A 24,870-nucleotide genomic window follows, 5' to 3' on the forward strand; every position below is an offset into this window, starting at 1 on the left:
CGTGGCAGAGATCTCGGGCCACCGGCCCGAGCCCCGTCGCGCCAGGCCGATGTCACCCGGCGGGGTGGTGCACCGCTGGGTCCACGCCGAGCGCGACTGCCGTCGGAAGTGCCGCTGTCATGCGGGGGAGAGTTCGGTGAGGTCGAGAAGCGGACGCTGCAGGTCGACCTTCACACCCTTCACCTTGGGTGATGTGTAGTAGAAGACCGAGAAGCTGGTCACTGGCACGAGCCAGGCCTGGTCGATGGCCCGCCGCGTGGCCTGGTCGTAGAGCGAGCGCTGCTCAGCACCCATCGCCGTGTCGCCCTGCTTGACCAGTGACGCCACCTTCGGGTCGTCCCCGCCGTACATCAGGCCAGGGGTCGGAAGGTAGAACTGCTTCGCGTACAGGAAGAGCGGGATGTAGCCGTACCCGTAGGACACCATGGGATGCTCCCCGCTCAGATACTCCCGTGAATACTTGGAGCCGTCGCTGGCGTTGACCGCGCGCACCTTCACGCCGATCTTGGCCCAGTCCGAGATCACGGCTTGTGCGACGTCACTGGTGGGTGGGTTCACGGTCAGGCTGAGCATGGTGGCGCTGAAGCCGTTCGGGTAACCCGCCTTCGCGAGCAGCGACTTCGCCTTGTCGGGGTCGTAGGCGTAGCGGTCGGCTTCCGACTCGAGGTAGTCGGGCGTGCCCGGTGTCCCTACCTGGTTGACCGGCTTGCCGGTGCCGTGCAACAGGCCCTCGGCGATGGCCTTGCGGTCGATGGCGTAGTTCAGCGCCTGCCGTACGAGCTTGCTGCGCAGGGGCTTTGCCCCGGCACCCTTCGCACGGCCGGTCAGTTGGATTCCGGTCTCCGCGACCAGGGTGGAGTACGTCTTGAGGTTGGCGCTCTTGGCGCTGTCCAGCGTGTTGATATCGCCCTGCGCCAGGTCGGCGGCGCCGGTCTTCAGCAGGGAGAGCGCCGCGTTGGTCGAGCTGACGACCTTGATGACGATCTTGTCGTAGCGGATCGCGGACTTGTTGTAGTAGTTCCGGTTGGGCGTGTAGGTGTAGTGGTCGCCGGAGACGGTGGCCTTCTCGTCGAGCACGTACGGCCCTGCGCCGAACGTCTCGTGTCCCAGTGCCTTCTTGTTGGCGAGTCCCTTCGCGCTGATGACCGAGCTGAGGTGTGTGGTCGATGACAGGTTGTACGGCATTTCCGGGTTGGGCCGGGCGAGCTTGAGGGTGACGGTGCGCTCGCCCGTCGCCTCGACGGTCACCTTCCCGAGCGACGGCGCCTGCGGGCTGTTCGGATCGGCGAAGGTGTACTTCAGCGAATTGACCACCGCGGCCGTCGTGACCGGTGTGCCGTCCGCGAACTTCACACCGGGGCGCAGGGTGAGTTGGAACTCACGGTTGCCCTTGCCCACGTACTTCCACGAAGTGGCAAGGCCAGGCTCGTACTTGCTGTTCGGGCCACGGTGGATGAGTGAGTCGTACGCCAGCGGGGTGTACCAGTTCTCCCCTACGGTGATGCCCGCGCGCGCCGGGTTGAAGGTGCTGGGCGGCATGAGCGAGACGACGTTGAGTGTGCCTCCGGACTTGCCCGTGGACGAGTCGGCCGTGCCGCTGCAGGCCGTCGCGGTCAGTGCGGCGCACAGGGCACCGGCCAGCAATGTCGTGGTGCGGGTGAATCCTCTGTTCATGGAACTTCCTCCATGGAGTGCCGCGCGCCCGGAGCGGGTGTCGGTGCCGGCGGCCCGGTTCGCGCCGGCGGGGGTGTTATCAGGAGTCCTGTGCGACGGTGAGCCGCTGGGAGGGTGCTCGCTCGGGATCCGGGTCGGGCACCGCGGCGAGCAGCTGCCGGGTGTACGGGTCGGTGGGCGCGTTGTAGACGCGCTCCGCCGGGCCGGTCTCGACGATGCGGCCCTGGTGCATCACGGCCATGCGGTGGGACAGGAAGCGCACTACCGCGAGGTCGTGCGCGATGAAGAGATAACTGAGGCCCATCGACTCCTGCAGTTCGGCGAGGAGATTGAGGATCTGGGCCTGCACGGAGAGGTCGAGTGCGCTGACCGGCTCGTCGCAGATGATGAGCGACGGATTGATGATCAGGGCGCGGGCGATGGCGATGCGTTGCCGTTGTCCGCCCGAGAAGTGCGCCGGATAGCGGTCCGCGGCGTCGTGCGGCAGGCCGACCCGGACGAGGATGTCCCGCACGCGCGCGGCGATGTCCCGCCGCGACAGCGAGGACGACTTCAGCAGGAGCGGCTCGGCGATGGACGTGCCCACCCGCCGCGTGGGGTTGAGCGAGCTGTAGGGATCCTGGAAGACCGCCTGGATCTCCGAACTGAGGGCCCGGCGCTCGCGCCGGCCAGCTCCGGTGATGTCGCGCCCCCGGAACCGGATGTGCCCATCGGTCGGGGGCCGGAAGCCCAGGACGATGTTGGCGAGGGAGCTCTTGCCCGAGCCCGATTCGCCGACCAGGCCGAGGGTTTCTCCCTCGGCGATGTCGATGTCGACTCCGTGGAGAACGCGGGCGGGGTTGCGGCGAAACCCCTGCGGATAGTCGAGGACGATTCCGTGTGCGCTCAGCAGGGGCTGAGTGGGCGTCGTGTCGGTCCGGCTCACGAGGCATCCTCCATGTCGAGTTCCCGCACGCGGTCGATGTGGATGCAGCGGCTGTGGTGCTCGGCCGCGACCGAGGCCAGGGGAATCGGGCCCTGCGCGCAGTCGGCAGCGGCGAGTGGGCAGCGGTCCTGGAAGTGGCAGCTGATGGGCCAGGCGGCCGGAGGCGGCACGGTGCCCGGGATCGTGGGCAGCCTCGCCCGGTGCGTGGTGGTGCTGCCGTCGGCCGAGGTGCGGTCGAGTGCGCGGTGCGGGTTGGCCGCGAGGAGTCCGGCCGTGTACGGGTGCGCGGGCGAGTGGTAGAGGGTGCCGACCGGTCCCTGCTCGACGACCTGCCCGGCGTACATGACGACCGCACGCGCGCACAACTGCGCCGCGACGCCCCAGTCGTGGGTGATCAGGACGATGGCGAGTCCGCGCTCCGCCTGCAAGCGCCGGAGCAGTGCGAGGATCTCGGCCTGGACGCGGGCGTCGAGCGCGGTCGTCGGTTCGTCCGCGACCAGCAGGTCGGGGTCACCGGCCAGGGCGAGCGCGATGGCGACCCGCTGGGCCATGCCTCCGGAGATCTGGTGCGGGTACCGGCGTGAAACGGCGCCCGGGTCCGGGATGTTGACCAGGTCGAGGAGTTCGACGGCCCGCGCCCGCGCGGCGCGCCGGTCCAGACCGTGGTGCCGGCGCGCGGCCTCGGCGAGCAGATCGCCGACGCGGCACGTGGGGTCGAGCGCCGTCATGGGTTCCTGGGACACGTAGCCCATGCGGGTTCCGCGCAGTGCGTGACGGTCACGGTCGGACAGCGACAGGAGTTCGGCTCCGTCGAACCGGCAGGAACGGGCGCGGACTTCGGCGCCGGCGGGCAGCAGACCGAGTACGGCTGAAACCGTGACCGACTTGCCGCAGCCCGACTCGCCGACGATGCCGAGGATTTCGCCCCGGTCCACGTGGAAACCGACGCCTTGGACAACGGCGCTGCGCTTGCCACCCGTGCCGAAGGCGACCGTGAGCCCGCGCACCGCCAGCAGGGTGCTCGACGCCGCCTGCTCCGTCGCCCCACCGGGTTCGGTGGACTCGTCCTCGCCTTCCTCCCATACGGGCGGTTCACCGCTGCCCGCGCCACCGTGCCTTGCCGGTGCGGTGCTCCACCGTTGCACCATCACATCGCGCACGGCGTCGCCGAGCAACGCGAGGGCGAGCATGGTCAGACCGATGACGCCGCCCGACGGCACCAGCATCCAGCTGGATCGGTCGAGAACCTGGCTTGCCTGGGTGATCAGGCCGCCCCAGGAGGGATCCGGTTCCTGCACGCCGAGCCCGAGGAAGGACAGACCCGCCTGCACGCCGACCGCGGCCGCGGCCATCAGGGACGCCTGCACGAGTATCGTCGTCGCGAGGCGCGGCACGATGTGCCGGAGCAGGATCTGACCGTCACTGAGGCCGGACACGCGGGCCGCCGCGACGTACTGTTCCGTACCGACACGTTGCGTCTCCGCGCGGATGACCCGGGCGAGCCCCGACGCACCGAGTACGCCGAGCACGATCATCGCGAGGTGCTGGTTTCCGGGGAACACGGCGAGGACGAGCAGGAGGATCAGAATGGACGGGAGTGCGACCGCGAGCTCGATCCAGCGCAGCACCGCCCAGTCCACCCAGCGGCCGAAGTAGCCGGCCAGCACGCCCATGGCGGTGCCGGTGACGACGAAGACAAGCGTCACCTCCACGATTCCCAGCAACACCCCCTGACCACCGAACAGGACGCGGCTGAGGATGTCCCGGCCCAACTGGTCGGTACCCAGCCAGTGTTGCCCGCTGGGCCCGGCCAGCACGTGGGTCAGGTCGGTGCTCGTGGGCCCGTACGGAGCGAGCGCGTCCGCACCCACGCTCATCCCGCCGACCGTCACCAGCCACAGGAGTGAGAGGACCGCCAGCGGCCTGCGGACCAACGCCCGTAGCGCCGACCCGCGCCGCGGCTGCCGCTGGGTCACCGACGGCTGCTCCGCCGGGTCGTCCCTCAGGCCCATGTCGCCCGGCGTGGGGTCCACCGCCGTCTGCTCGATGCCGGTCACCGGACACGCACCCGGGGGTCGATCGCGCCGTAACAGAGATCGACGAGGAGGTTCGCCGCGACGACGAGCAGAGTGAAGTACACGACCGCTCCCTGAATCACAGGCAAGTCCCGGGAGGCCGTTGCCTGTTGGACGATGGAACCGAGGCCGGGCATCGCGAAGACCTGTTCGACGAAGATCGTGCCGCCGATCAGCCCGACGAACACGACGCCGATGACGCTCATGATCGGCACACCCGCGTTGCGGAGCGCGTGCCGGAAGAGAATCGACCGGTGCGCGAGGCCGTTGGCCCGCAGCGTCTTGATGAAGTCCTGGCTCAGGACCTGCCCGAGAGAGTCGCGGGTCTGCTTGGCGATGATCGTGGCTCCCCCGATCGCCAGGGAGGTCACCGGCAGAACCAGGGACTGCGCCCACTGCCCCGGTGAATCCGCGAAGCTGACGTAGCCGGCGACTGGAAGGAGCCGGAGCGTGACCGAGAAGAACGAGGTGAGGACCACCGCCAGCCAGAAGTTGGGGATGGCCATGCCGCCCACCGACAGGACGTCGACGATGCTGCGGGTGGCACCGCCGCGCACCGCCGAGGTGATGCCCAGCGCCAGACCGAGTACGGCACTCGCCAGCGTGCCCAGGATCAGCAGCGAGAACGTGACCTCGAGGTGCTCGTTGAGCTGGGAGGTGATGCCCTCACCGGAGAGGGTCGAAGTTCCGAGATCACCACGCACCGCATGCGCCAGCCAGCTCCCGTACTGCTCGAACATCGGCTTGTCCAGGCCGAGGCTCTCACGGAGGGCGACAATCTGGTCCGACGTGGCTTGCGGACCGAGCATCATCTGCGCGGCGTCGCCGGGGACCACACTGGTGAGCACGAACGACAGGGCTGTGGCGACGAAGACGACAGGCAGTGACCACAGCAGGCGGTTTCCGAGGAGTTTCAGCACGGCAGGTCCTGCACGGACGGGTTCCCTGCGGGCGCGGAGCGAGCAGCGCCCGACAGGGAGGCGATGAGTGGCGGCATGGCGGTAGGCAAGTTGCGCACGGCGCTCTCCGGAGGTGGGTCGGATCGGATGTCGACGGCGGTCGATGTTCCAGACCGGTTTCGGACCGCTGAATTTCCAGTGACACTTGAAGTTCGGGCTCAAGGTAGGGCTGGGTTCAGCGCGCCGTCAATATCGAGCGCACGCTGAAATTCAGGCGGCGGGCGGCTGGTGGGTAGCGGCATGGCCGCCCGGGCGAACTGCCGGCGGATGCCGTATCTGAAACGCCGGGCTCACCGGGGGTGGCGGTGGAATCTGAACTACCGGGCGCACCGGCTACCGAAGTTGAACTGCCCGTGAGTGAACCGGCGGCTGCCGAGCCCCCACCGACTACGGCGTGACCGTACGCGCGCTGCCCCGGTGCCCGCTGGGGGAGCGCAGCAGGACGGCGTCGATGACGGCGCCGAGTTGGGTACCGATGTCGAAGGACGGGTCGACCAGCCAGTGGCTCTGCAATCCGTCCCAGGCCGCGATGATCAAGGCTGCGGCTTGTTCCGGATCGACTGCGGGGCTGACCTCTCCGGTCTCCTGGAGCAGCGAGATGTCGCGGGCCAGCTGTGCGCAAGAGATGCGCCAGCGTTCCTTGAAGTAGTCGTGCGCGGGGTGTTCGGGGTTACTGGCCTCGCCGAGCAGGGATGCGTAGAGGTGGACGATGTTGGTGCGGCGTACGCCGTCCACGGCGAGCGCGGGTGCCGCCGCTACGGACTCGCCCGGGCCCAGCAGGCCCATCTCCTGCTCGTCGAACAAGGCCAGAGCCGCGACGAGGAGAGCTTCCTTGGAGGGGAAGTGGTAGAGGAGGCCCGCTTCGCTGATGCCTGCTCGCTTCGCCGCCCCGAGCGTGGTCACACTGCGGTGGCCGTGCTCGACCACCAGTGCCAACGTGGCCTGGGCGATGGTTGCGCGGCGTTCGCGCGTCCGTGCATACGGACCGCGCCGACGGGGCTCTGGCATGCCAGCACCGTATCCGACTCCGCATGCGGGCCCGTCCGCCTCGCGGCGACGTGACCGGCGGAGCATCGATGGGAACGGGCAACTCTCGCCCGGCTGTTGACGCGCACCCGGGCAGCCGACACTATGAAATTCAAGTTGCACTTGAGATTCAATTCGAGGGTGCCCTGCGCTGCGGACGAGCGCGACGCGGAGAGCGCCGAGCAGCAGCCGCCCCGAGAACCGGTCGAGGACTGCTCCGTAGCCGAACACCGCCGGGGAGAGATCAAGGACCGCGGCCTGCACCCCCAGCCGGTCACCTACCACCAAACGCGAGGAATCGACATGGCAGGACTGTCCGTACAGCGCGTTGCCGAATTGAAGGCGCGGGCGCGACGGGACGTGGACGAGGGGCTGTTGCCGGCGTGCCAGTACGCGCTGGCCAAGCACGGCGAGGTGCTCGTGCACGAGACGCTCGGCGACGCGCCGCCGGACGCGCGGTTCTCGATCTGGTCGACGACCAAGCCGGTGTTCAGCTCGCTCGTGTGGCAGTTGATGGGCGAGGGCAAGCTGGATCCCCTGGCGCCGGTCGTGGACCTGTGGCCGGAGTTCGGGGCGCACGGCAAGGACCGGGTGACACTCGAACACCTCCTGCTGTTCACCGCGGGATTCCCGGAGGGGGAGCTCGACTGCGACTCGATCTTCGACCGTGCGGCCCGGGTGCGGCAGATGGAACAGTGGAAGCCGTCCTTCGAACCGGGCACCGCCTATGGCTATCACGGGTTCAGTGCGCACTACGTGATGGCGGAGCTGGTGGAGCGCGTGACCGGCACCGACCACCGCACGGCGTTGCGGGAGCGGATCCTCGATCCTTTGGGCCTCGACCGGCTCGAACTCGGCGTTCCCGAGGACCGGCAGGGCGACCTCCAGCGCATCCTCGGCGCCGGTGAGCCCAGCACGGAGGAGGAAGTGAAGGACCTCCTTGGTGTCGACTCGCTGCCGCTCGAAATCACCGAGGCGATCACGGCGGCCGCGGGGAACGCGAGTGTGCGCCCGGACACCGCCCTGATCACGTGGCAGCGGCCCGACCTGGTCGCGTTCGGTTTCCCTGGAGCCGGGGGAGTGAGCGACGCGGCGAGCTTCGCGCTGTTCTACCAGCACCTGCTGCACGACCCCAAGCGCGTGTGGGACCCCGCGATCCGGCACGACGTCACGACCCACGTACGGAACACGTTCACCGCCGCACCGTTCGACATCATCGCGAACCGCACCCGCGGGCTTGAGCTGCAGGGCGACGACCCGACGCGCCTCCACCGGGTCGGCGGTGGAGGCGCCACACCGCGGACGTTCGGGCACAACGGGGCCGCGGGCCAGATCAGTTGGGCCGATCCGGACAGCGGCCTGTCCTTCGTCTACCTGACCAACGGGTGCGACCGGAACGACGCCCGCGTCGTACGGCGCTCCCGCGACCTGAACACGGCGGCGCTGGCCTGCGTCGCATGAGCGCACCCGTTGTCACCGTACCGATCCGGCCATCACCACTCCGTCCATGACGGATGCCTTCTTGACCGATGCCTTCACGACCGAGATTGCGAGTCACCGAGAAATGACCGACCAGGACCTGACCGCCGTAGCGGATGTGCCCCACCAGGACGACCCCGCGTTCGGTCCCGCGTTCATCGATGTCGACGAGTGGTGCGAGAGCCCGATCCCGCACCGCTACCTGCACGGTGGTTTCGAGGGCACCGAGACCCGCTTCGTGATGTACCTGCCGGAGCGCGACGCCTATCAGGGCCGGATGGTCCAGGAGCTGGCGGGCGGTGTCGGAGGTTCTGAGGTGCACCCTCCCGAGTACCTGGAGAAGCTGCTCCGCAGCGCCTTCCGGCTGGGCGCCTTCGTCGTGGCGTCGAACCAGGGCTGGATCCTGACCCCGGAGCGGCCCGGGGTCGGCGGGCCGGGCCTCCCGGAGGACCTCACGATCCTGTCGCACCGGGCGAGCGCACAGACCGCGCGCTACGCCAAGACGGCCGCGGTGGAACTGCTGGGAGCCCGGCCGCACCACGCCTACCTCATCGGCGGCAGCGGCGGCGGCGCCCGGTCGGTGTCGGGCATGGAGCAGGTGCCCGGTCTGTGGGACGGTGCGGTCCCGATCGTCATGGTCAATCAGCACCTCGCCTGGCACTACTGGTCGGTCTGGATCCGCGCGGAAGTCGCCCTGCGGCACAAGAAGGACGCGATCACCGCCGCCGTCGACGCGGGCGCCGACCCCTTCACGGTCCTCGACACCGACGAGCAGCGGCAGTGCCTGTCCGACCTCTACCGCGCCGGATATCCGAAGGGGGCCGAGTACCTGCTCAGCATGGCGGCGCCCGAGTGGGCGAACTGGATCCCCCTCATCGACCCCGAATACGCGGAGGACTTCTGGACTCTCCCCGGCTACGCGGGCGAAGGCAAGGAACCACTTCGCGCGACCGCCACCGTCACCGGCCTGGTCCGCGCGTCGGACCCGGAAGCTCCCGCGCTGATGGAGCCGCTCATCGAAGGACTCCGTGAATTGCTCGCACCCGAGCACGTGGTCGGTGCGCGACTCGGCGGTGCCGAGCTCACCAGCGACCTGATCGGCTGCCGGTTCACCGTCGGCGAGCCCGGCCGTGAGGTCCTGCGCGTGTGTACGGCCGTCGCCGGTGACTGCATCGGTTTCGTCGACTTCCAGGAGCGCCCGGCACCGCAGGTGGGCGACGAGATCACCCTGGACGACACCTTCGAGCAGGCCTGGTCCCACTACCACCGGCACATCGTCGACCCGGAGCGGCCGACCATGCGGCACTGGGCGAACGACGGCCGGCCGATCTGGCCGCAGCGCCCCGCCGACGCCGAGCGCCGGGCCGTGCTCTGCGCCCTTCCGACCGGCCGGTTCGAGGGCAAGATGATCGTCGTCCAGAGCGCCCTCGACCACCTGTGCCCGCCGATCTTCGCGCACGACTACGTCGAGTCGGTGCGCGCCCGATGCGGGGACGGTGACGACCGCATACGGCTGTGGATCCTCGACAACGCCATGCACGGCGATGCCTCACCCGGGCTCGGCACCGAGATCAACCTGCGGTTCATCAGGTTCCTCGGCGCTGCGCTGCAGGCGCTCGTTGACCTCGTGGCATGGGTGGAGGACGATGTGAAACCGTCGGCCGACACCTCCTACGAGCTGGACGCCTGGAACAGGACGCTGCTGGCGCCGACAGCCGGGCAGCGGGGCGGAATCCAACCGCTCGTCTCCATCGAGGGACCGGTCGAGGCCAGGGCCGGCGAGGCCGTGCGATTCACGGCCGACGTCGAGGTCCCGCCCGATGCGGGCTCGGTGGTCGAGGCGGCCTGGGACTTGGACGGCACGGGCCGCTTCGAGCAGAAGGCCCAGATCAAGGAGCCGGCGTCGAACCTGACGATCGACGTGGAGCACAGCTTCACGGAAGCGGGCACCCATGTGGTCGTGCTGCGCGTGGCAAGCCATCGCCAGGGTGACACCTCGGACCCGGTCAGGGTCGTGGAGAACCTGGCGCGGCTCCAGGTGCGCGTGACGGACGAATCCTGAGCGAACCAGGCGTCCTCCCCGTACCGAGCCTGCCTGGTACCGAAGTGCCGCGCTACTCGGTGAGTGCGTCGAAGTCGAGGTTGCGGAACGCGTTGGCGACGAACAGCGCGGCCAGGTGCCCGGCCTCGTCGAGGTCGTCGCCGCGGTCGATGGCGTGCTCGCAGACCTGAATGGCGACGCCGACGCAGGCGGCGGCGAGCGCTTCGGCGGTCGGCCCGAGCGCCGGGCCGTAGGGCTGCCGACGGCGCTCGATGAGGCCGGCGAGCCGTTCTGTCACCGCGCCCAGGACCTGCCCCCGAAGACTTGTGGGGTGGTCGCCGGTCCTGTCTCCACGGAAGAGCAGGTCGAAGCCCTCGGCGCGCTGTGCGGCCATGCGGAAGAGCGGCTCCATTCCCGTCCGCGCGAGTTGAGTGAGCGACAGGTCGGCCCCGTGCTCGTAGGCGTCGGCGATCCAGGCATTGAGGATGTCCGCCTCGCGTTCGATGACGCGACGGTAGATCTGCTCCTTGCTGCCGAGGCGGGCATAGAGCGTGGGTCTGGTCGTCCCTGCCCGTTGAGCGATGTCGGCGATCTGGGCAGCGCTGTAGCCGGCCGCGTGGAACACGCCACGGGCGGCGTCGAGCAGTTGGTCTTCGTCGAAGCGGCGGCCACTCGGGCCGAGCGCGGTGCGGACGGACATGAGAAGAAAGTATAGGACGACTTCTTGACGCGAAGTAAAGCTCCACCCTAGCTTTACGCGAAGTAAAGAACGCGGCACTTCTCCGCAGCACCCCACCCACCTCGACATCCACATCCACACGCACGGAGGAAAGATGTCCCATTCCCGTTCGCGCCGTCGCGCCGCCGGGACGACGTCGCGGTCGAAACATCCGTCAGTGAGCGCGAGCGTGCGCTGGCGGATCCTGCCCGCCCTGGGCGCCACCGCGTCCCTGCTCCTGACCTTGGGGGCGACGGATGCCGGCGCCAGCAGCGGCGAAGCGGGGGCTGAGCGCGCGGCCGCACCTGCGAGGAAGGGCGACGTTCCGTTCGAGCCGATCGGCTTCGAGCGCATCCCGGTGCCCCCGGAGATCCGCGCGGGCAGCCCGTCCTTCGCCCCCGACGGCAAGCATCTGCTGTTCCCCGGGACACACACGGTGGACGGCAAGTCGAAGAGCGATGCGTGGATCACCGACCTGAAGGGCAAGAACCTCCGCTGCCTCACCTGCTCAACCGGGGCGGACATCCCGCGGCTCCCCTACGTATTCCCGTTCGCGGACGGCAAGCGGCTCTTCCTGGGGTTCTACGGCGTGCTCGAGTGCGCGCCCAGCATCGTGAACTGCCGCACGTCCAAGTACCTGCCGTACGACCTCTCCACGGCGAACCCTCCGGGCGGCGTGATCCCGCCGGGCGGAGCCGCGAACAGACCGCAGGCCGTCGTCCGCCAGGGCGCCTACCCGACGCTGGCGCAGGACGGAAAGCACATCGGCTACTCGGACGTCCGCACTGACGGCCTGGAGCAGATGGTGGTCGCCAAACTCGTACGCAAGGAAGACAAGTACGTCGCCGAGGACCCCAAGGTCATCAACCCGCCCGGCCCCACTTCGGCGACCGACCGGAACATCGACGCCTGGTCGGAGAGCACCGGGCTCTACGAGCTGAAGACCTTCACCCATGGCGGAAGCCATGTGACGTACGTGCACTCAGGAGGCACCCACTCGGAGAACCCCGAGGTCTGGGAGGTGAACCTCAAGACCGGCGTCCGCAAGCGGCTGACCAACCACCCGGACTGGGACGAGGACTTCGCCGGGGCTCCCGACGGCAAGAGCGCCATGGTGTGGAGCAACCGGACCCTCCACATGTGGGACGCGCTCGGAGGCCTGTTGCCGCACCGCGGCTTCATCGACGCGCCGATGATCGGCGCCGAAGCCGGCATGCTGATCAACACACCGAACAACATCGCCTGTGGTGGTGTCATGTGGCTCATGCCCGGGGAGGGCGACCACGGTGGTTCGGTGTCCGGTCAGCCGATCGTCGCCCCGGAGATCCACGCGCACGACACGGTCTCGGGGTGGGGCGCGTGGAGTCCTGACGGCACGAAGTTCGCGCCCACCGCGCTAAAGGAGGGAGCCGGACTCTTCTCGGGCGACGCGCCCGACTATCTGCTCGTCGCGAAGATGTCCAGCCGCAAGCCGACCAAGCCGGCACCCGTCGTCAGCTCCGAGGTCGGCGACTGGGCCCCGGCCCCGGTCGACTGGCACACTCCGTTCGGCTACGTCGGGGACGTGACTCTCCACGGTCCGGGCGGCGGCACCGTGGACGTCCGGTACAACGGCAAGCAGGGCGCGGTCTACGGCGACTTCTCCGCGACGTACAAGAACTACTCGGAGGACGGCAAGACGTTCCTCGACGGGACCAAGAAGATCGACGTCCTGGAACCCGGTATCACCAAGGTCCACGAGGTCACCAACCTCGTGATGACGGGTGAGCACACCGGATCGCTCCGCAAGGACCTCGAGATCGCCGGCGGCAACGTCACCGGGACGCCGACCTACAAGGGCTCCTCCACCGCCACCTACGACGGCAAGACCGTAACGGGACCGCCCTCGTGGCTGACGCAGAAGGGCTCCTGCCCCGAGCGACTGCCGAAGAAGCCGCAGATGAAGGCGACGGCCAAGCACCTCGGCCATGGCCGCTACGAGATCAAGGTGACCGCGAGCGTCGGCGGCATGGGCCCACACGAGGCCACTGTCGACACCCGGCCGGTGACTCACGCGCGGATCGACACCCCCGGTCAGGACGCCTACACCAACGACCGCGGCATCGCTGTCGTCACGCTCCCCGGCGGCCGCCCGGCCACGGTGAAGGTGACGGCCGGCGAGACGATCACGCCGACGAACCTGCGGGTCGGCTGAGCTGTCGGCGCGGTGGATGCGTCCGGCGGCGAGGGCGAGGACTGCCGAGGTCCTTGCCCTCACCCGTCGGACACGAACCTCATGCACGGAGACAGGCTCCGCAGCCGCACAGGAGGAGGTTGCCCGATGAAGGGCGTGACACGCAGAGGCGCAGCAGCGGGAATCCTCGGAGTTCTGGCGATGACCGCCTGCTCGAACCCCGGCGCCGGCGCAGACTCCGGACCTCCTGGGACGGGGGAGGCCACGGTCCAGGCCAAAGCGTTGACCGTCTGGACCAACAGCGCCGATCCCGAATCGATCAGAAACGTCTACGAGCGGTTCGGGGAGAAGCACGGCGTCAGGATGAACATTGTCGAGATCGCCGCGGACGGCTTCGAGAACCAGGTCCAGACGAAGTGGGCCAGCGGGGACCGGCCCGACATCCTCGAATACCACGCCACCTCCGCCTTCTGGGCCCTCAACCCGGCCCGGAACATGGTGGATCTGTCAAGCATGCCGTACGTCGCCAAGTCCGGCGACCTCTACCAGCACGTCGGGGCATACCGCGGAAGAACGTACGCCGCGGTCACTCAGAGCCCAGGGCTCTTCGGCATTTTCTACAACAAGAACGTGCTCAAGAAGGCCGGACTGCGAGCCCCGAAGACGTACGACGACCTGAGCCGCATCTGCTCGGTACTCAAAGCGAAGGATCCTGCCGTGACCCCTCTTTGGGAAAGCGGCGGTTCACAATGGCCCACGCAGATCCTGGGCGGCATCCTGTACATGAGCTCGGCTCAGAAGCGGGATGACTGGGCACAGAAGATCATGGACAAGAAGGCCGCGTTCGACGACCGGAACGGCCCGTTCGTCGCCGGAGCCTCCGCATACGATCGGCTGCGCAAGGATGGTTGCTTCAACAAGGACGCCACCACCGCCACGTTCGAGGCGTCGGTGAGATCCGTCGCCGACGGGTCGAGCGCGATGGTCGCGCTCGGCTCCGATCTCAGCCCGTTCAACGAGGAGTTCGGCGGCGACACCGACAAGACGGACGCGACCATCGGCTTCGCCGCGGTGTCGGCCGACGCTCCCGTTGCTGCGTGGGCGCCGAATGTCTCCGGCACCTGGTACGTCCCCAAAACCGGGGATGCCAGACGGCAGAGCACGGCACTCGCCTTCATCAAGTACGCCACCGGCGGGGGGTACCAGCAGTACATCGACGAATCCAAGACCCCCCCGCTCCTTTCGGGCTTCGAAGAGCCATCCGGCGTGCAGCACCTGCAGCAGCAGATCACCGATGCGTACAAAAGGAACTCGGCTCTGGCGTTCAACACCGACCTGGTGGGCTTCAGCGACCGGTTCCCCACCTACACCACCGGGATTCTCAGCGGCCAGGAGACACCGCAGGGTGTGGGGCAGAAGGCCCAGACCGCCTTCGAGCAGGGCGCCAAGGCCGCCGGTCTGCCGGGGTGGTGACGAGTCGATGCGACCCCTTCGATCAGCGCAGACGATGGCGAACGTGCCTCCGGCGCCTGGCGGGCTTTGCTCGGTGAGCGCCCGCCCATCGAGAAAAGCCCGCCGCAGCCGGAGTCGGTGGTGGCCCTTCGCCCTGCCGGCCTTCCTCCTGGTCTGCGCGTTCTTCCTGCTCCCGTTCCTGCTGAACGTGCGCTTCGCGTTCACCCGATGGACCGGCTATGCCGAAGACATCAGCTGGAACGGCTTCGACAACCTACGGAGCATGGCCGAGCAGGGCATCCTGGCAGGCGCGATCGAGGCCACACTCACGTACGCGGTCATCGCCATGATCGTCCAGAACGCCTTCAGCCTCACCCTGGCCCTGGCACTGCAGCGTTCCGATCGTGTCAACAGTGTCTTCCGCGCCCTGTTCTTCCTCCCGGTCCTCATCGCACCGGTCGCCGCGGGATATATCTGGTCCGCCATCGTCGCCCCGGCGGGACCGCTCAACAGGGCCATCGGCCTGGTCGTACCGGGCTTCGACTACGCCTGGTTGGGGCACGGCTTCAGCGCCTTGGCCACCACGGCCTTCATCGACGCCTGGAAGTGGAGCGGGTTGACGACGTTGGTCTACATCGCCGGACTCAACGCGATCCCACGGTCCGTCATCGAATCCGCGGTGGTGGACGGCGCGAACGCCTGGCAGCGGTTCTGGCGCATCCGCCTTCGCCTCCTGGCGCCGGCCTTCACCTTCACAATCGTCGTGACACTCATCGGGGCGCTGAGCGCCTTCGACATCATCATGGCGACGACCCGCGGAGGTCCCGGCGATGCCACCACAGTGCTCAACATCGCGGTGTTCACACAGTACGGCGGGGGCTTCTTCGGAACCGCGAGTGCGTTGAGCCTGGTGGTGACCGCGTTGGTGGCAGGGATCGCCCTTCCGCTGATCGCGTTCCTGCGCAGTCGAGAGACAGAGGTGTGATGGCCGGCATTGCTACTGGCTCTCGGCCTCAGCCTCAGGCGGTGGTTCGCCGACGTCCAGCAGTCCGTGTCAGTCGGAAGGGCCTCCGGGAGACCACCCGAGCCGTGCTCCTGACGACTGTCGCTGTGGGCTGGATCGGAATCCCGCTGTGGCTCCTGCTGGTGAACTCGGTCAAGCCCCTCAGAGAGGCCAGTGTGCTCGGGCTCGGGCTGCCGAAAGCCTGGAGCCTCATCGACAACTACTCCACGGTCATCCACGAGGGCCGTTACGGCACGGCCGTCATGAACAGCGTTCTCATCGCCGTGCCGACCATCGCCTCGGCGGTACTTCTCGGTTCGCTGGCGGCATGGGCGTACGCGAGATCGCGCAGTACGACGATGAAGTTCGCCTACAACCTCACGGTGCTGTCGATCCTGCTTCCGCCGGCCGTCCTCCCGACCATCTACGAGCTGCAGTTGACCGGCCTGGACGGCACGCGGCTCGGCTACTTTCTCGTCATGACCGGGACCCGCCTGGGAACGGTCGTCTTCCTCGCCACCGGTTTCATCCGGGCGATGCCGGCCGAACTGGAGGACGCCGCGGAGGTCGACGGCGCGGGCAGACTTCAGATCTACCGACACGTCATTCTTCCGCTGTTGCTTCCTGTGCTCTTGGTCGGATCCATGATCCTGATCATCACCGTCTGGAACGAGTTCTTCTTCGCGGCGTTCCTTCTCCAGGGCAGCGAAAGGGCAACCCTCCCGGTGGCCCTATACCAGTTCGCATCGGCGTCGCCGGACACGTCGATCGTGCGATGGAACCTGATCTTCGCGCACGTCGTGCTCACGAGCCTGCCGCTCGTCGTCGCCTACCTGTTCGTCCAGCGGCGGATCGTCTCGGGGCTTTCCGAAGGCGCGATCAAGGGATAGGGCCTGTCCTGCGGATCACGTCGTAGCGACCCCGAAGGCGCGCCAGAAGGCACCTGGATCAAGGCTCAGGCCATGCTGAGCCCGTCCAGGACCAGGCCCCCGCTACCTGACCATGGACCTCGACCGTCAATAGGTCGCCCTGCCACCGCTGATGTCATAGACGGCGCCGGTGGAGAAGCTGACGCGGTCGGAGGTGAGGAACGCGACGAGTTCGGCCACCTCCTCCGGGCGCCCGATACGTTGCATCGGAATGAGTCCGGTGATGTGTTCCAGCACGTCGGGGGCGGTGGAATCGTTCATGGGCGTGGCGATGACGGCCGGTGTGACGACGTTCACCAGGACGCCGCTGGTGGCCAGCTCCTTGCCGGCGGACTTGGTCAAGGCGATGACTGCGGCCTTGGACGCGGAGTAGGCGGACAAGTTGGGGTTGCCGTCCTTGCCCGCCATGCTGGCGAAGTTGACGACGCGGCCCCAGCCACGCTCGCGCATGCCGGGCACGAAGGCGCGCATGGTGTTCACGGTCCCGATGACGTTGACGTCAAGGACACGGCGCCACTGCTCGGGCATGGTGTCGACGAGCGGGGTGTTCGGTCCGACGATGCCGGCCGAGTTGACCAAGATGTCCACCGGCCCCATATCGACAGCCAGTTGACGCAGCGCGGACTCGTCCGTCACGTCCACCCCGATGTCGGCCGCGGTACCGGCGAGGTCGAGGGTGGTCGTCGTGATGCCGTCGGCTCGCAGGCGTTCGGCGATGGCGGCACCGAGTCCGCCGGCGCCGCCGGTGACGAGGGCGGTCCTGGCAGGGGTCGTCATCATGCCTCTCCTGTGGGTCGTCAGGGGTGAGGAGCCGAGGGTCTGGTGGCCCGTACGGCCAGGCTCGTCAGTGGGATTCGCGGCTGACGTCGGAGCCGCTGGAGCCGATGAGGAAGTCGAGGTCGGCGCCGGTGTCTGCCTGTTGCACGTGGTCGACATAGAGGCGTTGCCAGCCGCGGCGCGGGGCGGCGAAGCCGTCGAGGGTGGCCTTGTTCGGGGTGCGGTGGGCCAGTTCGTCCTCGGATACGTCGAGGTCGATGCGGCGGGCCGCGACGTCGAGGCTGACGACGTCCCCGGTGCGGACGAGGGCGAGCGGCCCGCCGGCTGCTGCTTCGGGGGCCACGTGCAGCACCACCGTGCCGTATGCGGTGCCGCTCATCCGACCGTCGCAGACGCGCACCATGTCGCGCACGCCCTGCTCCAGCAGCTTCTTCGGCAGGGGCATGTTGGAGACCTCGGGCATGCCCGGGTAGCCCTTGGGTCCGCAGCCGCGCAGGACGAGGACGGAGTTGGCGTCGACGTCCAGGTCGGGGTCGTCGATGCGGGCGTGGAAGTCCTCGATGGAGTCGAAGACGACGGCCCGGCCTCGGTGCTTGAGCAGGTGGGGAGAGGCGGCAGCGGGTTTGATGAGGGCGCCGTCGGGAGCGAGATCCCCGCGCAGGACGGCGATGCCTCCGTGGGCGACCAGAGGCTGTTCGCTGGGGCGGATGACCTCACCGTCCCAGATGAGCGCGTCCTCGAGGTAGTTGACGAGGGGCTGTCCGGTGACGGTGAGGGCCTCGGGGTCGAGCAGGTCGCGGATCTCGCGCAGGACGGCGAGGAGCCCGCCGGCGCGGTGGAAGTCCTCCATGAGGAAGCGGCCGGCGGGCTGCAGATCGACGAGTACCGGGACGCGCGAGCCGATGCGGTCGAAGTCGTCGAGGACGAGATCGATGCCGAGGCGGCCTGCGATGGCGAGAAGGTGGACGACCGCGTTGGTCGAACCGCCGACGGCGGCCAGCGCCACGATCGCGTTGTGGAAGGACGCCCTGGTCAGGAAGGTTGCGGGGCGGCGGTCGGCGCCGACCATCTCGACGGCGAGGCGCCCGGTGCCGTGTGCGGCTTGCAGCAGGCGGCTGTCGGGCGCGGGGGTTCCGGCCGTACCGGGTATCACTGTGCCGAGGGCCTCGGCGACCAGGGCCATGGTGGAGGCGGTGCCCATGGTGTTGCAGTGGCCCCGGCTGCGGATCATCGCGGACTCGGAGCGGGTGAAGTCCTCCTGGGTGAGCGTGCCGCCCCTCACCTCTTCCGACAGCTTCCACACGTCGGTGCCGCAGCCGAGCGGCCTGCCGCGGAAGGTCCCGGTGAGCATCGGGCCGCCTGGCACTACGACGGCGGGCAGGTCCACCGAGGCGGCGGCCATCAGCAGCGATGGGATCGTCTTGTCACAGCCGCCCAACAGGACGACGCCGTCGATGGGGTTGGCCCGGAGCATCTCCTCGGTGGCCATCGCGGCCATGTTGCGCCAGAGCATGGCGGTCGGCCGCACGTTGGTCTCGCCGAGCGACACCACGGGCAGCTCCAGCGGGATGCCGCCCGCCTCGTACACACCATTGCGGACGGAGGCCGCGACCTCGTTCAGGTGCGCGTTGCAAGGGGTCAGATCCGAGGCCGTGTTGGCGATGGCGATCTGCGGCCGGCCGGCGAAGGCGTCATCCGGTACGCCCCGGCGCATCCAGGCCCGGTGGATGTAGGCGTTGCGGTCCTGGCCCGCGTACCACTGTGAGCTTCGAAGCTTCACCCGCGAATCTTTCCAATAGTCGGTACGGCGGTCTAATATTTGGAACGTCATGGATAATACGCAGACGTTCGACGGACCGAAAGCCCCCGGCGACAAGAAGGGTGTGCCCCCGACACCCCGTTCAACTGAGCGCGAGGACCAGGGACTTGTGGGATCCGATCGGGTGCTCGCCGTCCTCAAGGAACTCGCGCGCCACCCGGACGGCGCGGGCTTGGACGAGCTGACGCGCGTGATCGCCAGCCCCAAGCCGACCGTGCACCGCGCCCTGCAGTCTCTGCGCCGAGCGGGTCTCGCCGACCAGGACGCCCGGGGGCACTACCTGCTCGGGGACGAGTTCCTGCGCATGGCCTTCGCTCACCATGAGGCGCGCCCCGAGCATGTCCGCGTACGGCCCGTCTTGGAGGCACTGGCCGAGCGGTTCAACGAGACCGCGCACTACGCGGTGCTCGACGGCCAGGAGGTCGTCTACCGCGCCAAGGTCGACCCGCCAGCCGGCGCGGTCCGCCTGACCTCCACGGTCGGGGGCCGCAACCCTGCGCACGCCACCGGTGTCGGAAAGCTGCTGCTCGCCCACGAGTTGAGGTCCCTCGCCGACGTCGGGGCCTGGATCGGCGACGACCTTCTGGAGCGACGCACCCCGCGGACGCGCTGTACGGCCACCGAACTGCACCGGGAGTTCGAGACCACCCGGGAGCGGGGTTACGCCCTGGACGACCAGGAGAACGAACCTGGTGTCAACTGCCTGGCGCTGCCCGTGTACGCGACCTCGGCGACGGCCCCGTCCGGAGCGGTGAGCATCAGCGCGCTGACCTATCGCACGCCGCTTAACGCGCTGGTCGGCGCGTACGACGAAGTCCGCCGGCTGCTCGGCCCGTTGGGAGAACCGCTCCGCTGAACGACAGCCCTCACGGCCCCGACCGGCGAGCCCCACCGTCGACCGTTTTGGCCCGCTCCGCTCCTGAACTGCCCATCCGAATCTGGAGATTGAGCCCGTGTACCTCATGCGCATCGGTGCCGTCGGCGCCGAGAGGCCCGTTGCCCGCGTGGACGACGACACATACGTAGACCTGTCCGACGTCGTCACCGACTTCGGCGAGACGTTCTTCGGGACCGGCGGGCTCGACCGCGTACGTCCTGTCGTGGCCGAGCGGGCAGCGGCGGGCCAGGTGCTTCGCCTCACCGGGGAGCACATCGGCGCCCCCATCGCGCGACCGCACCAGATTCTCTGCATCGGCCTCAACTACCGCGACCACGCGGCTGAATCCGGGATGGCGGTGCCGGACGAACCGATACTGTTCACCAAGTCGCCCAACACCCTCGTCGGTCCCAACGACGATGTGCGCATCCCGCGCGGCTCCACCAAGCCCGACTGGGAGGTGGAGCTCGGTATTGTCATCGGCCGGCGCACCAGTTACCTCGGCTCAATGGAAGAGGCGCGCGACGCCATCGCCGGGTACGTCGTCGTCAACGACGTCAGTGAGCGTGCCTTCCAGTTGGAACGCGGCGGGCAGTGGGCCAAGGGCAAGTCCGCCGAGACCTTCAACCCCGCCGGGCCCTGGCTGGCGACCGCCGATGAGATCGGCGACGTCCTCGCGCTCGACATGTGGCTGGACGTCAACAGGGTGCGCCGCCAGAACGGCAACACGAAAACGATGATCTTCGACCCGTACTTCATCGTGCATCACCTGAGCCAGTTCATGGTCCTGGAGCCCGGCGACCTCATCAACACAGGCACTCCGCCCGGCGTCGGCATGGGCTTCGACCCGCCGCTGTGGCTCAAGCCCGGTGACGTGATGGAGCTGGGCATCAGCGGCCTCGGCGCACAGTGCCAGCGCGTCGTCGGGCCCCGGTGAGCGCGCGCCATGCGGGCATTCGTCGTCACTGCTCCTCGCACGTACGAAGTCCAGGACCTGCCGAAGCCGTCCGCGGCACCTGGCGAGGTTGTGGTCGACGTCGAACGGGTCGGGGTCTGCGGGACCGACGTCGAGCTGTTCACGGGCGACATGGCCTACCTGCACCAGGGGTTGGCCGCCTACCCGCTGCGCCTGGGCCACGAATGGTCCGGCCGCGTCGCTTCCGTCGGGCAGGGCGTCGACGCCGGCTGGCTGGGGCGGCGCGTCACGGGGGACACCATGCTGGGCTGCGGGACGTGCCGCCGCTGCGTACGCGGTCAGCAGCACGTGTGCGAGCGGCGGGAGGAACTCGGCGTCCGCGGCCCCCGGCCGGGAGCACTGGCCGAGCAAGTCGCCGTACCGGCCTCCTCGTTGCACGCCCTGCCTGCATCCGTCGACGCAGTGCTCGGCGCCCTGGTGGAACCCGGCGGCAACGCCCTGCGCGCGGCCCGCGCCGCGGTGCCGGACCGGAACAAACGGGTACTGGTCCTCGGTCCGGGAACCATCGGGCTGCTGGTCGCGATGTTCGCGCGGGCCATGGGCGCCGACGTGCACCTCATGGGCGAGACACAGAGTTCCCTGGACTTCGCGGGCAGCCTCGGTTTCGAGCGGCTCTGGCGGGAGGGCACCCTCCCGGACCTTCCTTTCGACGCGGTCGTCGACGCCTCCAACGCCTCCCAACTACCCGCATTGGCACTGGAGTTGGTGGAGCCGGGCGGCCGCGTTGTCTACATTGGTCTTGCCCGTGAACCGAGCCGGATCGACACCCGCACGCTCGCGCTCAAGGACGTCACCGCGGTCGGTGTGCTCTCGGCGTCTCCCGCCCTCGACGCGACCGTCACCGCGTATGCGGAGGGGCTCGTGAATCCCCGGCCGTTGCTGGGGGCGACCGTGAGCCTGGACCAGGTCGGGTCAGTACTCGCCGGTGATCGCCCCGCGGGTGGGGGAGCCGGCCCGAAGATCCATGTCGACCCGCGCCTGAGCGGGGAGTGAGAAGCGGCTGAATCGTGACAGTGACAGGTGGCGGCCGAGGGGCGGCTCGTCAGCGCGGGGCCATGCGGACGGCGCCGTCGAGCCGGATGACCTCGCCGTTGAGCATCGGGTTCGCCACGACGTGGTGGACCAGCGCCGCGAACTCGGCCGGGTCGCCGAGCCGTGCCGGGTGTGGCACCTGTCGGCCCAGGGATTCCCGAGCTTCCAGCGCCAGTCCGACCATGAGCGGAGTGTCGAAGATTCCCGGCGCGATGGTGACGACCCTTATCTGATGCTGTGCCAGTTCCCGTGCGGCCGGGAGCGTGAGCCCGACCACCCCGCCCTTCGAGGCGGCGTAGGCGGCTTGGCCGACCTGCCCGTCGTAAGCCGCGATCGACGCCGTGGCGATGAGCACGCCTCGTTCCCCAGCCACCGGCTCGGCCTCGGCGATGCGCTCGGCGGCGAGCCGGAAGACGTTGAATGTTCCTACGAGGTTGACCCGGACGACGCGCTCGAACTCCTCCAGGGGCAACGGCCCGCGGCGGGACAGCAGCTTGCCGGGGGTGGCCACGCCGGCGCAGTTCACGGCGATCCGTAGCGGTCCGAGCCCGGCGGCGGTGTCGACGGCGGCCTGTACGGTTTCGGGGTCTGTCACGTCGCAGGGGGCGTACACCACCTTGCCCAGGGAGGACAGTTCGGCGGCGACGTCCGATCCCGGGGACGTGGGGAGGTCGGCGATGACCACATGGGCTCCTGCGGTGAGCAGCTCCGTGGCGACGGCGCGGCCGAGCCCGCTGGCGCCGCCGGTGACCAGGGCGACCGATGCGTTGGGGTTCATGGGTGGACCTCCGTGGGCGCGACGGGCACGACGTGGGTGGTGGGGCCGGGGTTGCCGCGGGCGAGGTCGCGGCTGATGACCATGCGTTGAATCTGGTTGGTTCCTTCGAAGATCTGCATGACCTTGGCTTCCCGCATGTAGCGCTCCACCGGGAAGTCACGGGTGTAGCCGGCGCCCCCGAAGATCTGGACCGCCTCGGTGGTGATCCACATCGCGGCGTCGGTGGCGACGAGTTTGGCGATACTGGCCTGTCGGCCGTAGGGAAGCCCGGCGTCCTTGCGGCGCGCCGCGGCCAGCACGGTCGCCCGGGCGGACGTGACCGCGGCCTCCATATCGGCGAGCAGGAAGGCGATCGCCTGGTGATCGATGATCTTGCGGCCGAAGGTCTCCCGCTGCTGGGCGTAGGTGAGCGCGTCGTCCAGCGCGCCCTGAGCCAGTCCTACGGCCACCGCGGCGATACCGAGCCGGCCGGCGTCCAGGCCGAAGGCGACGTAAACCCAGCCTGACCAGGTGCGGATATAGGTGAGGTCGGCGACCCACAGCTAGTCCGGACGATGGGCTTCGAACTGGCGGTTGACCAGGTCCAGTGGCCTGGGTGCGGACGGCTCGGGGATACAGTCACCATCTACAGCTGGAGTACTAAGAGGCGTACTGCTTCAGGCCGGGTATCGATGACGCGACTGCCGATGGGCGGCTGTCCCCAGCCGTCTCACGGGAGCTCGGCGGGTACAAGCGGGAGCGGGAGGTGTTGTTCCCTCCGCCATGGACTGACGGGCGCATACTGGCGCGAGCGGTACGGCTTGCCGTCCAGCACAGCTGCTCGCCTCGCAGGAACACGGCGATGTGGCTGCCGCGTTCATATCGAGACTGCCTCCGCCGAAGATTTCTGGCCCCGCTATGGCGACACACGCCTCATGACCTGCGCTGTACCAGAGTGCCAACCATTTCGCTGATTCTGCGGCTCCGGCTGCTGAAGCTACTTGGCATCAGTGCAGGTCGTGAACGTGGCCTGGTGCCAACTAGCGAGCTCGGTCACACTCGTGTGACCACAGACGTTAGTTGTCACATACCGAGGATAGTTGGCACCGTGATTCTGTGGGATCAGGATGACGGCCGAGCCGTGCTGCGGCAGTTGGCACTTCGCCGCGAGCACTGGAAACGCCGTCGACTGCGACTTCGCGGCGATGGCGACTCCAACTCAAGATCGAGAACTTACCGCCTGCCAGGTTGAGAGTTCTCCGCTGGCGCCGCGTCCGAGGTTGCCCGTGGGCGTACACCATCGGCAGCCGCCGTTCTGGCGGGGATCTTGGAGATGCCGTTCGCGGACTCGAGGGCGGTGGATGACTGATCCCAGATCGTTGTCGTTCTCGTGCAGGCCGGCGGATGCGAGCAGGAATTGGGTCACGGCTTCGCCGGCGGCGAGTGTGTTCAAGGGGATCACGCTGGGCGCGGGCACACCGGGGATGTACCGGGCTTGCTCGCGCTCGGTCTCGGGGTGCATCTCGATGGCGAGTTCGGTCGGGTCGATGAGGCCGTTGCACCACATGCAGCCGATGCCCGGGGAGATCAAGTGTGTGGCGGTGTGAATCTGCCCGACGTCACCGTCTGGGGAGACGGGGATCTTCACGCCGACTTGAGTGGCGGGGATGAGGAATTCGTGGACGTGCCGCCTCCTCCATGGTCAGCGTGGCCGGCTTGATCGCCACGTCGTCCTGGTGCACCGCGATGAGTTCGGCGAACGTGCCGATCCGGTCCTTGCCGGGCCGTGCGAAGACCTCGTCGCCCACCGCGAAGCGCGTGACGGCCGCCCCTACTTCGACCACGATTCCGGCGAGGTCGTTGCCCAGGACGACCGGGAGCCGGTACGGCAGGATCGCCTTCAGCTCCCCGTCCCGGATCATGCGGTCGAGCGGGTTGACGCTCGCGGAATGGATCCGGACCAGCACGTCGTCCGGGCCCACCTCCGGCACCTCACCAGCCCGCACGCCGGCCTTGTCGCCGTAGCGCTCTACCGTGAAGGCCCTCATCGTCGTCTCCGCATCTCATCCGCACGTGGAGGGGGGATGTGCATCGCGGGATTCCTGGGCATCCCAGGTTTCTCTGGGGGACGGACGCCGTAGCCCTTGAAATTATGATCGTAATGCTAAATGGCGGGCC

General features: G+C 68.4%; 19 protein-coding genes and 2 pseudogenes. 9 read left to right on the top strand and 12 right to left on the bottom strand.

Features of this window, described 5'->3' with window-relative positions; genetic code table 11:
* Window positions 1-117 precede the first annotated feature (117 nt).
* The 5 genes from ACIBTS_RS13940 to ACIBTS_RS13960 all read right to left on the bottom strand — a co-directional run bounded on the left by ACIBTS_RS13940 (window position 118) and on the right by ACIBTS_RS13960 (window position 6,641).
* Window positions 118-1,674 (bottom strand): ABC transporter substrate-binding protein, encoded by a 1,557-nt coding sequence (locus ACIBTS_RS13940; protein WP_399319201.1) that lies wholly within the window; start codon window positions 1,672-1,674, stop codon window positions 118-120.
* 79 nt (window positions 1,675-1,753) lie between these two features.
* Complete coding sequence (locus tag ACIBTS_RS13945) at window positions 1,754-2,599, bottom strand: ATP-binding cassette domain-containing protein (RefSeq protein ID WP_399319203.1); 846 nt, start codon at window positions 2,597-2,599, stop codon at window positions 1,754-1,756.
* Entirely contained in the window at window positions 2,596-4,656 is a 2,061-nt protein-coding gene (locus tag ACIBTS_RS13950) for a dipeptide/oligopeptide/nickel ABC transporter permease/ATP-binding protein (RefSeq protein ID WP_399319204.1), read from the bottom strand. The genes ACIBTS_RS13945 and ACIBTS_RS13950 overlap by 4 nt, the downstream gene beginning before the upstream one ends.
* Window positions 4,653-5,594, bottom strand: a complete 942-nt coding sequence (locus ACIBTS_RS13955) for an ABC transporter permease (protein WP_399319206.1) — start codon at window positions 5,592-5,594, stop codon at window positions 4,653-4,655. Before ACIBTS_RS13955 ends, ACIBTS_RS13950 begins: the two co-directional genes overlap by 4 nt.
* Window positions 5,595-6,020: 426 nt before the next feature.
* Window positions 6,021-6,641, bottom strand: a complete 621-nt coding sequence (locus ACIBTS_RS13960; protein ID WP_266392442.1) for a TetR/AcrR family transcriptional regulator — start codon at window positions 6,639-6,641, stop codon at window positions 6,021-6,023.
* A gap of 159 nt (window positions 6,642-6,800) precedes the next feature.
* Here ACIBTS_RS13960 and ACIBTS_RS13965 point away from each other — a divergent pair, with 159 nt between their 5' ends.
* Both ACIBTS_RS13965 and ACIBTS_RS13970 read left to right on the top strand, forming a co-directional pair.
* Complete coding sequence (locus tag ACIBTS_RS13965) at window positions 6,801-8,120, top strand: serine hydrolase domain-containing protein (RefSeq protein WP_399319208.1); 1,320 nt, start codon at window positions 6,801-6,803, stop codon at window positions 8,118-8,120.
* Between the two features lie 103 nt (window positions 8,121-8,223).
* Window positions 8,224-10,200, top strand: a complete 1,977-nt coding sequence (locus ACIBTS_RS13970) for a PKD domain-containing protein (protein ID WP_399319210.1) — start codon at window positions 8,224-8,226, stop codon at window positions 10,198-10,200.
* Between the two features lie 52 nt (window positions 10,201-10,252).
* On the opposite strand, the gene ACIBTS_RS13975 is transcribed toward ACIBTS_RS13970, so the two are convergent.
* Window positions 10,253-10,879, bottom strand: a complete 627-nt coding sequence (locus tag ACIBTS_RS13975; RefSeq protein WP_266392434.1) for a TetR/AcrR family transcriptional regulator — start codon at window positions 10,877-10,879, stop codon at window positions 10,253-10,255.
* A gap of 196 nt (window positions 10,880-11,075) precedes the next feature.
* Here ACIBTS_RS13975 and ACIBTS_RS13980 point away from each other — a divergent pair, with 196 nt between their 5' ends.
* The 4 genes from ACIBTS_RS13980 (at window position 11,076) to ACIBTS_RS13995 (ending at window position 16,415) form a co-directional block, all read left to right on the top strand.
* Window positions 11,076-13,091, top strand: coding sequence for a hypothetical protein (locus tag ACIBTS_RS13980; RefSeq protein WP_399319211.1), 2,016 nt, complete (start codon window positions 11,076-11,078; stop codon window positions 13,089-13,091).
* A gap of 261 nt (window positions 13,092-13,352) precedes the next feature.
* Window positions 13,353-14,543 (top strand): ABC transporter substrate-binding protein, encoded by a 1,191-nt coding sequence (locus ACIBTS_RS13985; protein ID WP_399319212.1) that lies wholly within the window; start codon window positions 13,353-13,355, stop codon window positions 14,541-14,543.
* A gap of 73 nt (window positions 14,544-14,616) precedes the next feature.
* Complete coding sequence (locus tag ACIBTS_RS13990) at window positions 14,617-15,507, top strand: carbohydrate ABC transporter permease (protein ID WP_399319214.1); 891 nt, start codon at window positions 14,617-14,619, stop codon at window positions 15,505-15,507.
* A gap of 104 nt (window positions 15,508-15,611) precedes the next feature.
* Window positions 15,612-16,415, top strand: a complete 804-nt coding sequence (locus ACIBTS_RS13995) for a carbohydrate ABC transporter permease (protein ID WP_399319216.1) — start codon at window positions 15,612-15,614, stop codon at window positions 16,413-16,415.
* A gap of 126 nt (window positions 16,416-16,541) precedes the next feature.
* On the opposite strand, the gene ACIBTS_RS14000 is transcribed toward ACIBTS_RS13995, so the two are convergent.
* Window positions 16,542-17,231, bottom strand: a complete 690-nt coding sequence (locus ACIBTS_RS14000) for an SDR family NAD(P)-dependent oxidoreductase (protein ID WP_399319218.1) — start codon at window positions 17,229-17,231, stop codon at window positions 16,542-16,544.
* A 67-nt stretch (window positions 17,232-17,298) separates the two neighbouring features.
* Window positions 17,299-19,011, bottom strand: coding sequence for an IlvD/Edd family dehydratase (locus ACIBTS_RS14005; protein WP_399319220.1), 1,713 nt, complete (start codon window positions 19,009-19,011; stop codon window positions 17,299-17,301).
* 49 nt (window positions 19,012-19,060) lie between these two features.
* Between ACIBTS_RS14005 and ACIBTS_RS14010 the strand changes: the two genes are divergently transcribed.
* The 3 genes from ACIBTS_RS14010 to ACIBTS_RS14020 all read left to right on the top strand — a co-directional run bounded on the left by ACIBTS_RS14010 (window position 19,061) and on the right by ACIBTS_RS14020 (window position 21,896).
* Window positions 19,061-19,906: an IclR family transcriptional regulator gene (locus tag ACIBTS_RS14010; protein ID WP_399319222.1), complete on the top strand. Its 846-nt coding sequence runs from the start codon at window positions 19,061-19,063 to the stop codon at window positions 19,904-19,906.
* Window positions 19,907-20,003: 97 nt separating this feature from the next.
* Window positions 20,004-20,864 carry a fumarylacetoacetate hydrolase family protein gene (locus tag ACIBTS_RS14015; protein ID WP_399319223.1) on the top strand — a complete coding sequence of 287 codons (861 nt, stop codon included), beginning with the start codon at window positions 20,004-20,006 and terminating at the stop codon, window positions 20,862-20,864.
* 9 nt (window positions 20,865-20,873) lie between these two features.
* Complete coding sequence (locus ACIBTS_RS14020) at window positions 20,874-21,896, top strand: zinc-binding dehydrogenase (RefSeq protein WP_399319225.1); 1,023 nt, start codon at window positions 20,874-20,876, stop codon at window positions 21,894-21,896.
* Between the two features lie 49 nt (window positions 21,897-21,945).
* Here the strand turns inward: ACIBTS_RS14020 and ACIBTS_RS14025 are convergent, their stop codons facing one another.
* The 4 genes and pseudogenes from ACIBTS_RS14025 to ACIBTS_RS14040 all read right to left on the bottom strand — a co-directional run.
* Complete coding sequence (locus tag ACIBTS_RS14025) at window positions 21,946-22,713, bottom strand: SDR family NAD(P)-dependent oxidoreductase (protein ID WP_399319227.1); 768 nt, start codon at window positions 22,711-22,713, stop codon at window positions 21,946-21,948.
* Window positions 22,710-23,306 (bottom strand): annotated as a pseudogene (locus ACIBTS_RS14030) (acyl-CoA dehydrogenase family protein); the annotation flags it as partial. The gene ACIBTS_RS14025 and the pseudogene ACIBTS_RS14030, both read right to left, overlap by 4 nt.
* A gap of 605 nt (window positions 23,307-23,911) precedes the next feature.
* Window positions 23,912-24,340 carry a hypothetical protein gene (locus tag ACIBTS_RS14035; protein WP_399319229.1) on the bottom strand — a complete coding sequence of 143 codons (429 nt, stop codon included), beginning with the start codon at window positions 24,338-24,340 and terminating at the stop codon, window positions 23,912-23,914.
* A 37-nt stretch (window positions 24,341-24,377) separates the two neighbouring features.
* Window positions 24,378-24,740: pseudogene (locus tag ACIBTS_RS14040) on the bottom strand (alcohol dehydrogenase catalytic domain-containing protein); the annotation flags it as partial.
* Window positions 24,741-24,870 lie beyond the last annotated feature (130 nt).

The organism is Streptomyces sp. NPDC050121 (assembly GCF_044460385.1).
Taxonomy (GTDB): domain Bacteria; phylum Actinomycetota; class Actinomycetes; order Streptomycetales; family Streptomycetaceae; genus Streptomyces; species Streptomyces soliscabiei.

Excerpts from the sequence above, each read along its gene's own strand:
- ACIBTS_RS13970 (WP_399319210.1), top strand. The coding sequence starts at position 8,224 with ATGACCGACCAGGACCTGACCGCCGTAGCGGATGTGCCCCACCAGGAC.
- ACIBTS_RS13960 (WP_266392442.1), bottom strand. The coding sequence starts at position 6,641 with ATGCCAGAGCCCCGTCGGCGCGGTCCGTATGCACGGACGCGCGAACGC.
- ACIBTS_RS13975 (WP_266392434.1), bottom strand. The coding sequence starts at position 10,879 with ATGTCCGTCCGCACCGCGCTCGGCCCGAGTGGCCGCCGCTTCGACGAA.
- ACIBTS_RS14000 (WP_399319218.1), bottom strand. The coding sequence starts at position 17,231 with ATGACGACCCCTGCCAGGACCGCCCTCGTCACCGGCGGCGCCGGCGGA.
- ACIBTS_RS13940 (WP_399319201.1), bottom strand. The coding sequence starts at position 1,674 with ATGAACAGAGGATTCACCCGCACCACGACATTGCTGGCCGGTGCCCTG.
- ACIBTS_RS14010 (WP_399319222.1), top strand. The coding sequence starts at position 19,061 with ATGGATAATACGCAGACGTTCGACGGACCGAAAGCCCCCGGCGACAAG.
- ACIBTS_RS14025 (WP_399319227.1), bottom strand. The coding sequence starts at position 22,713 with ATGAACCCCAACGCATCGGTCGCCCTGGTCACCGGCGGCGCCAGCGGG.
- ACIBTS_RS14020 (WP_399319225.1), top strand. The coding sequence starts at position 20,874 with ATGCGGGCATTCGTCGTCACTGCTCCTCGCACGTACGAAGTCCAGGAC.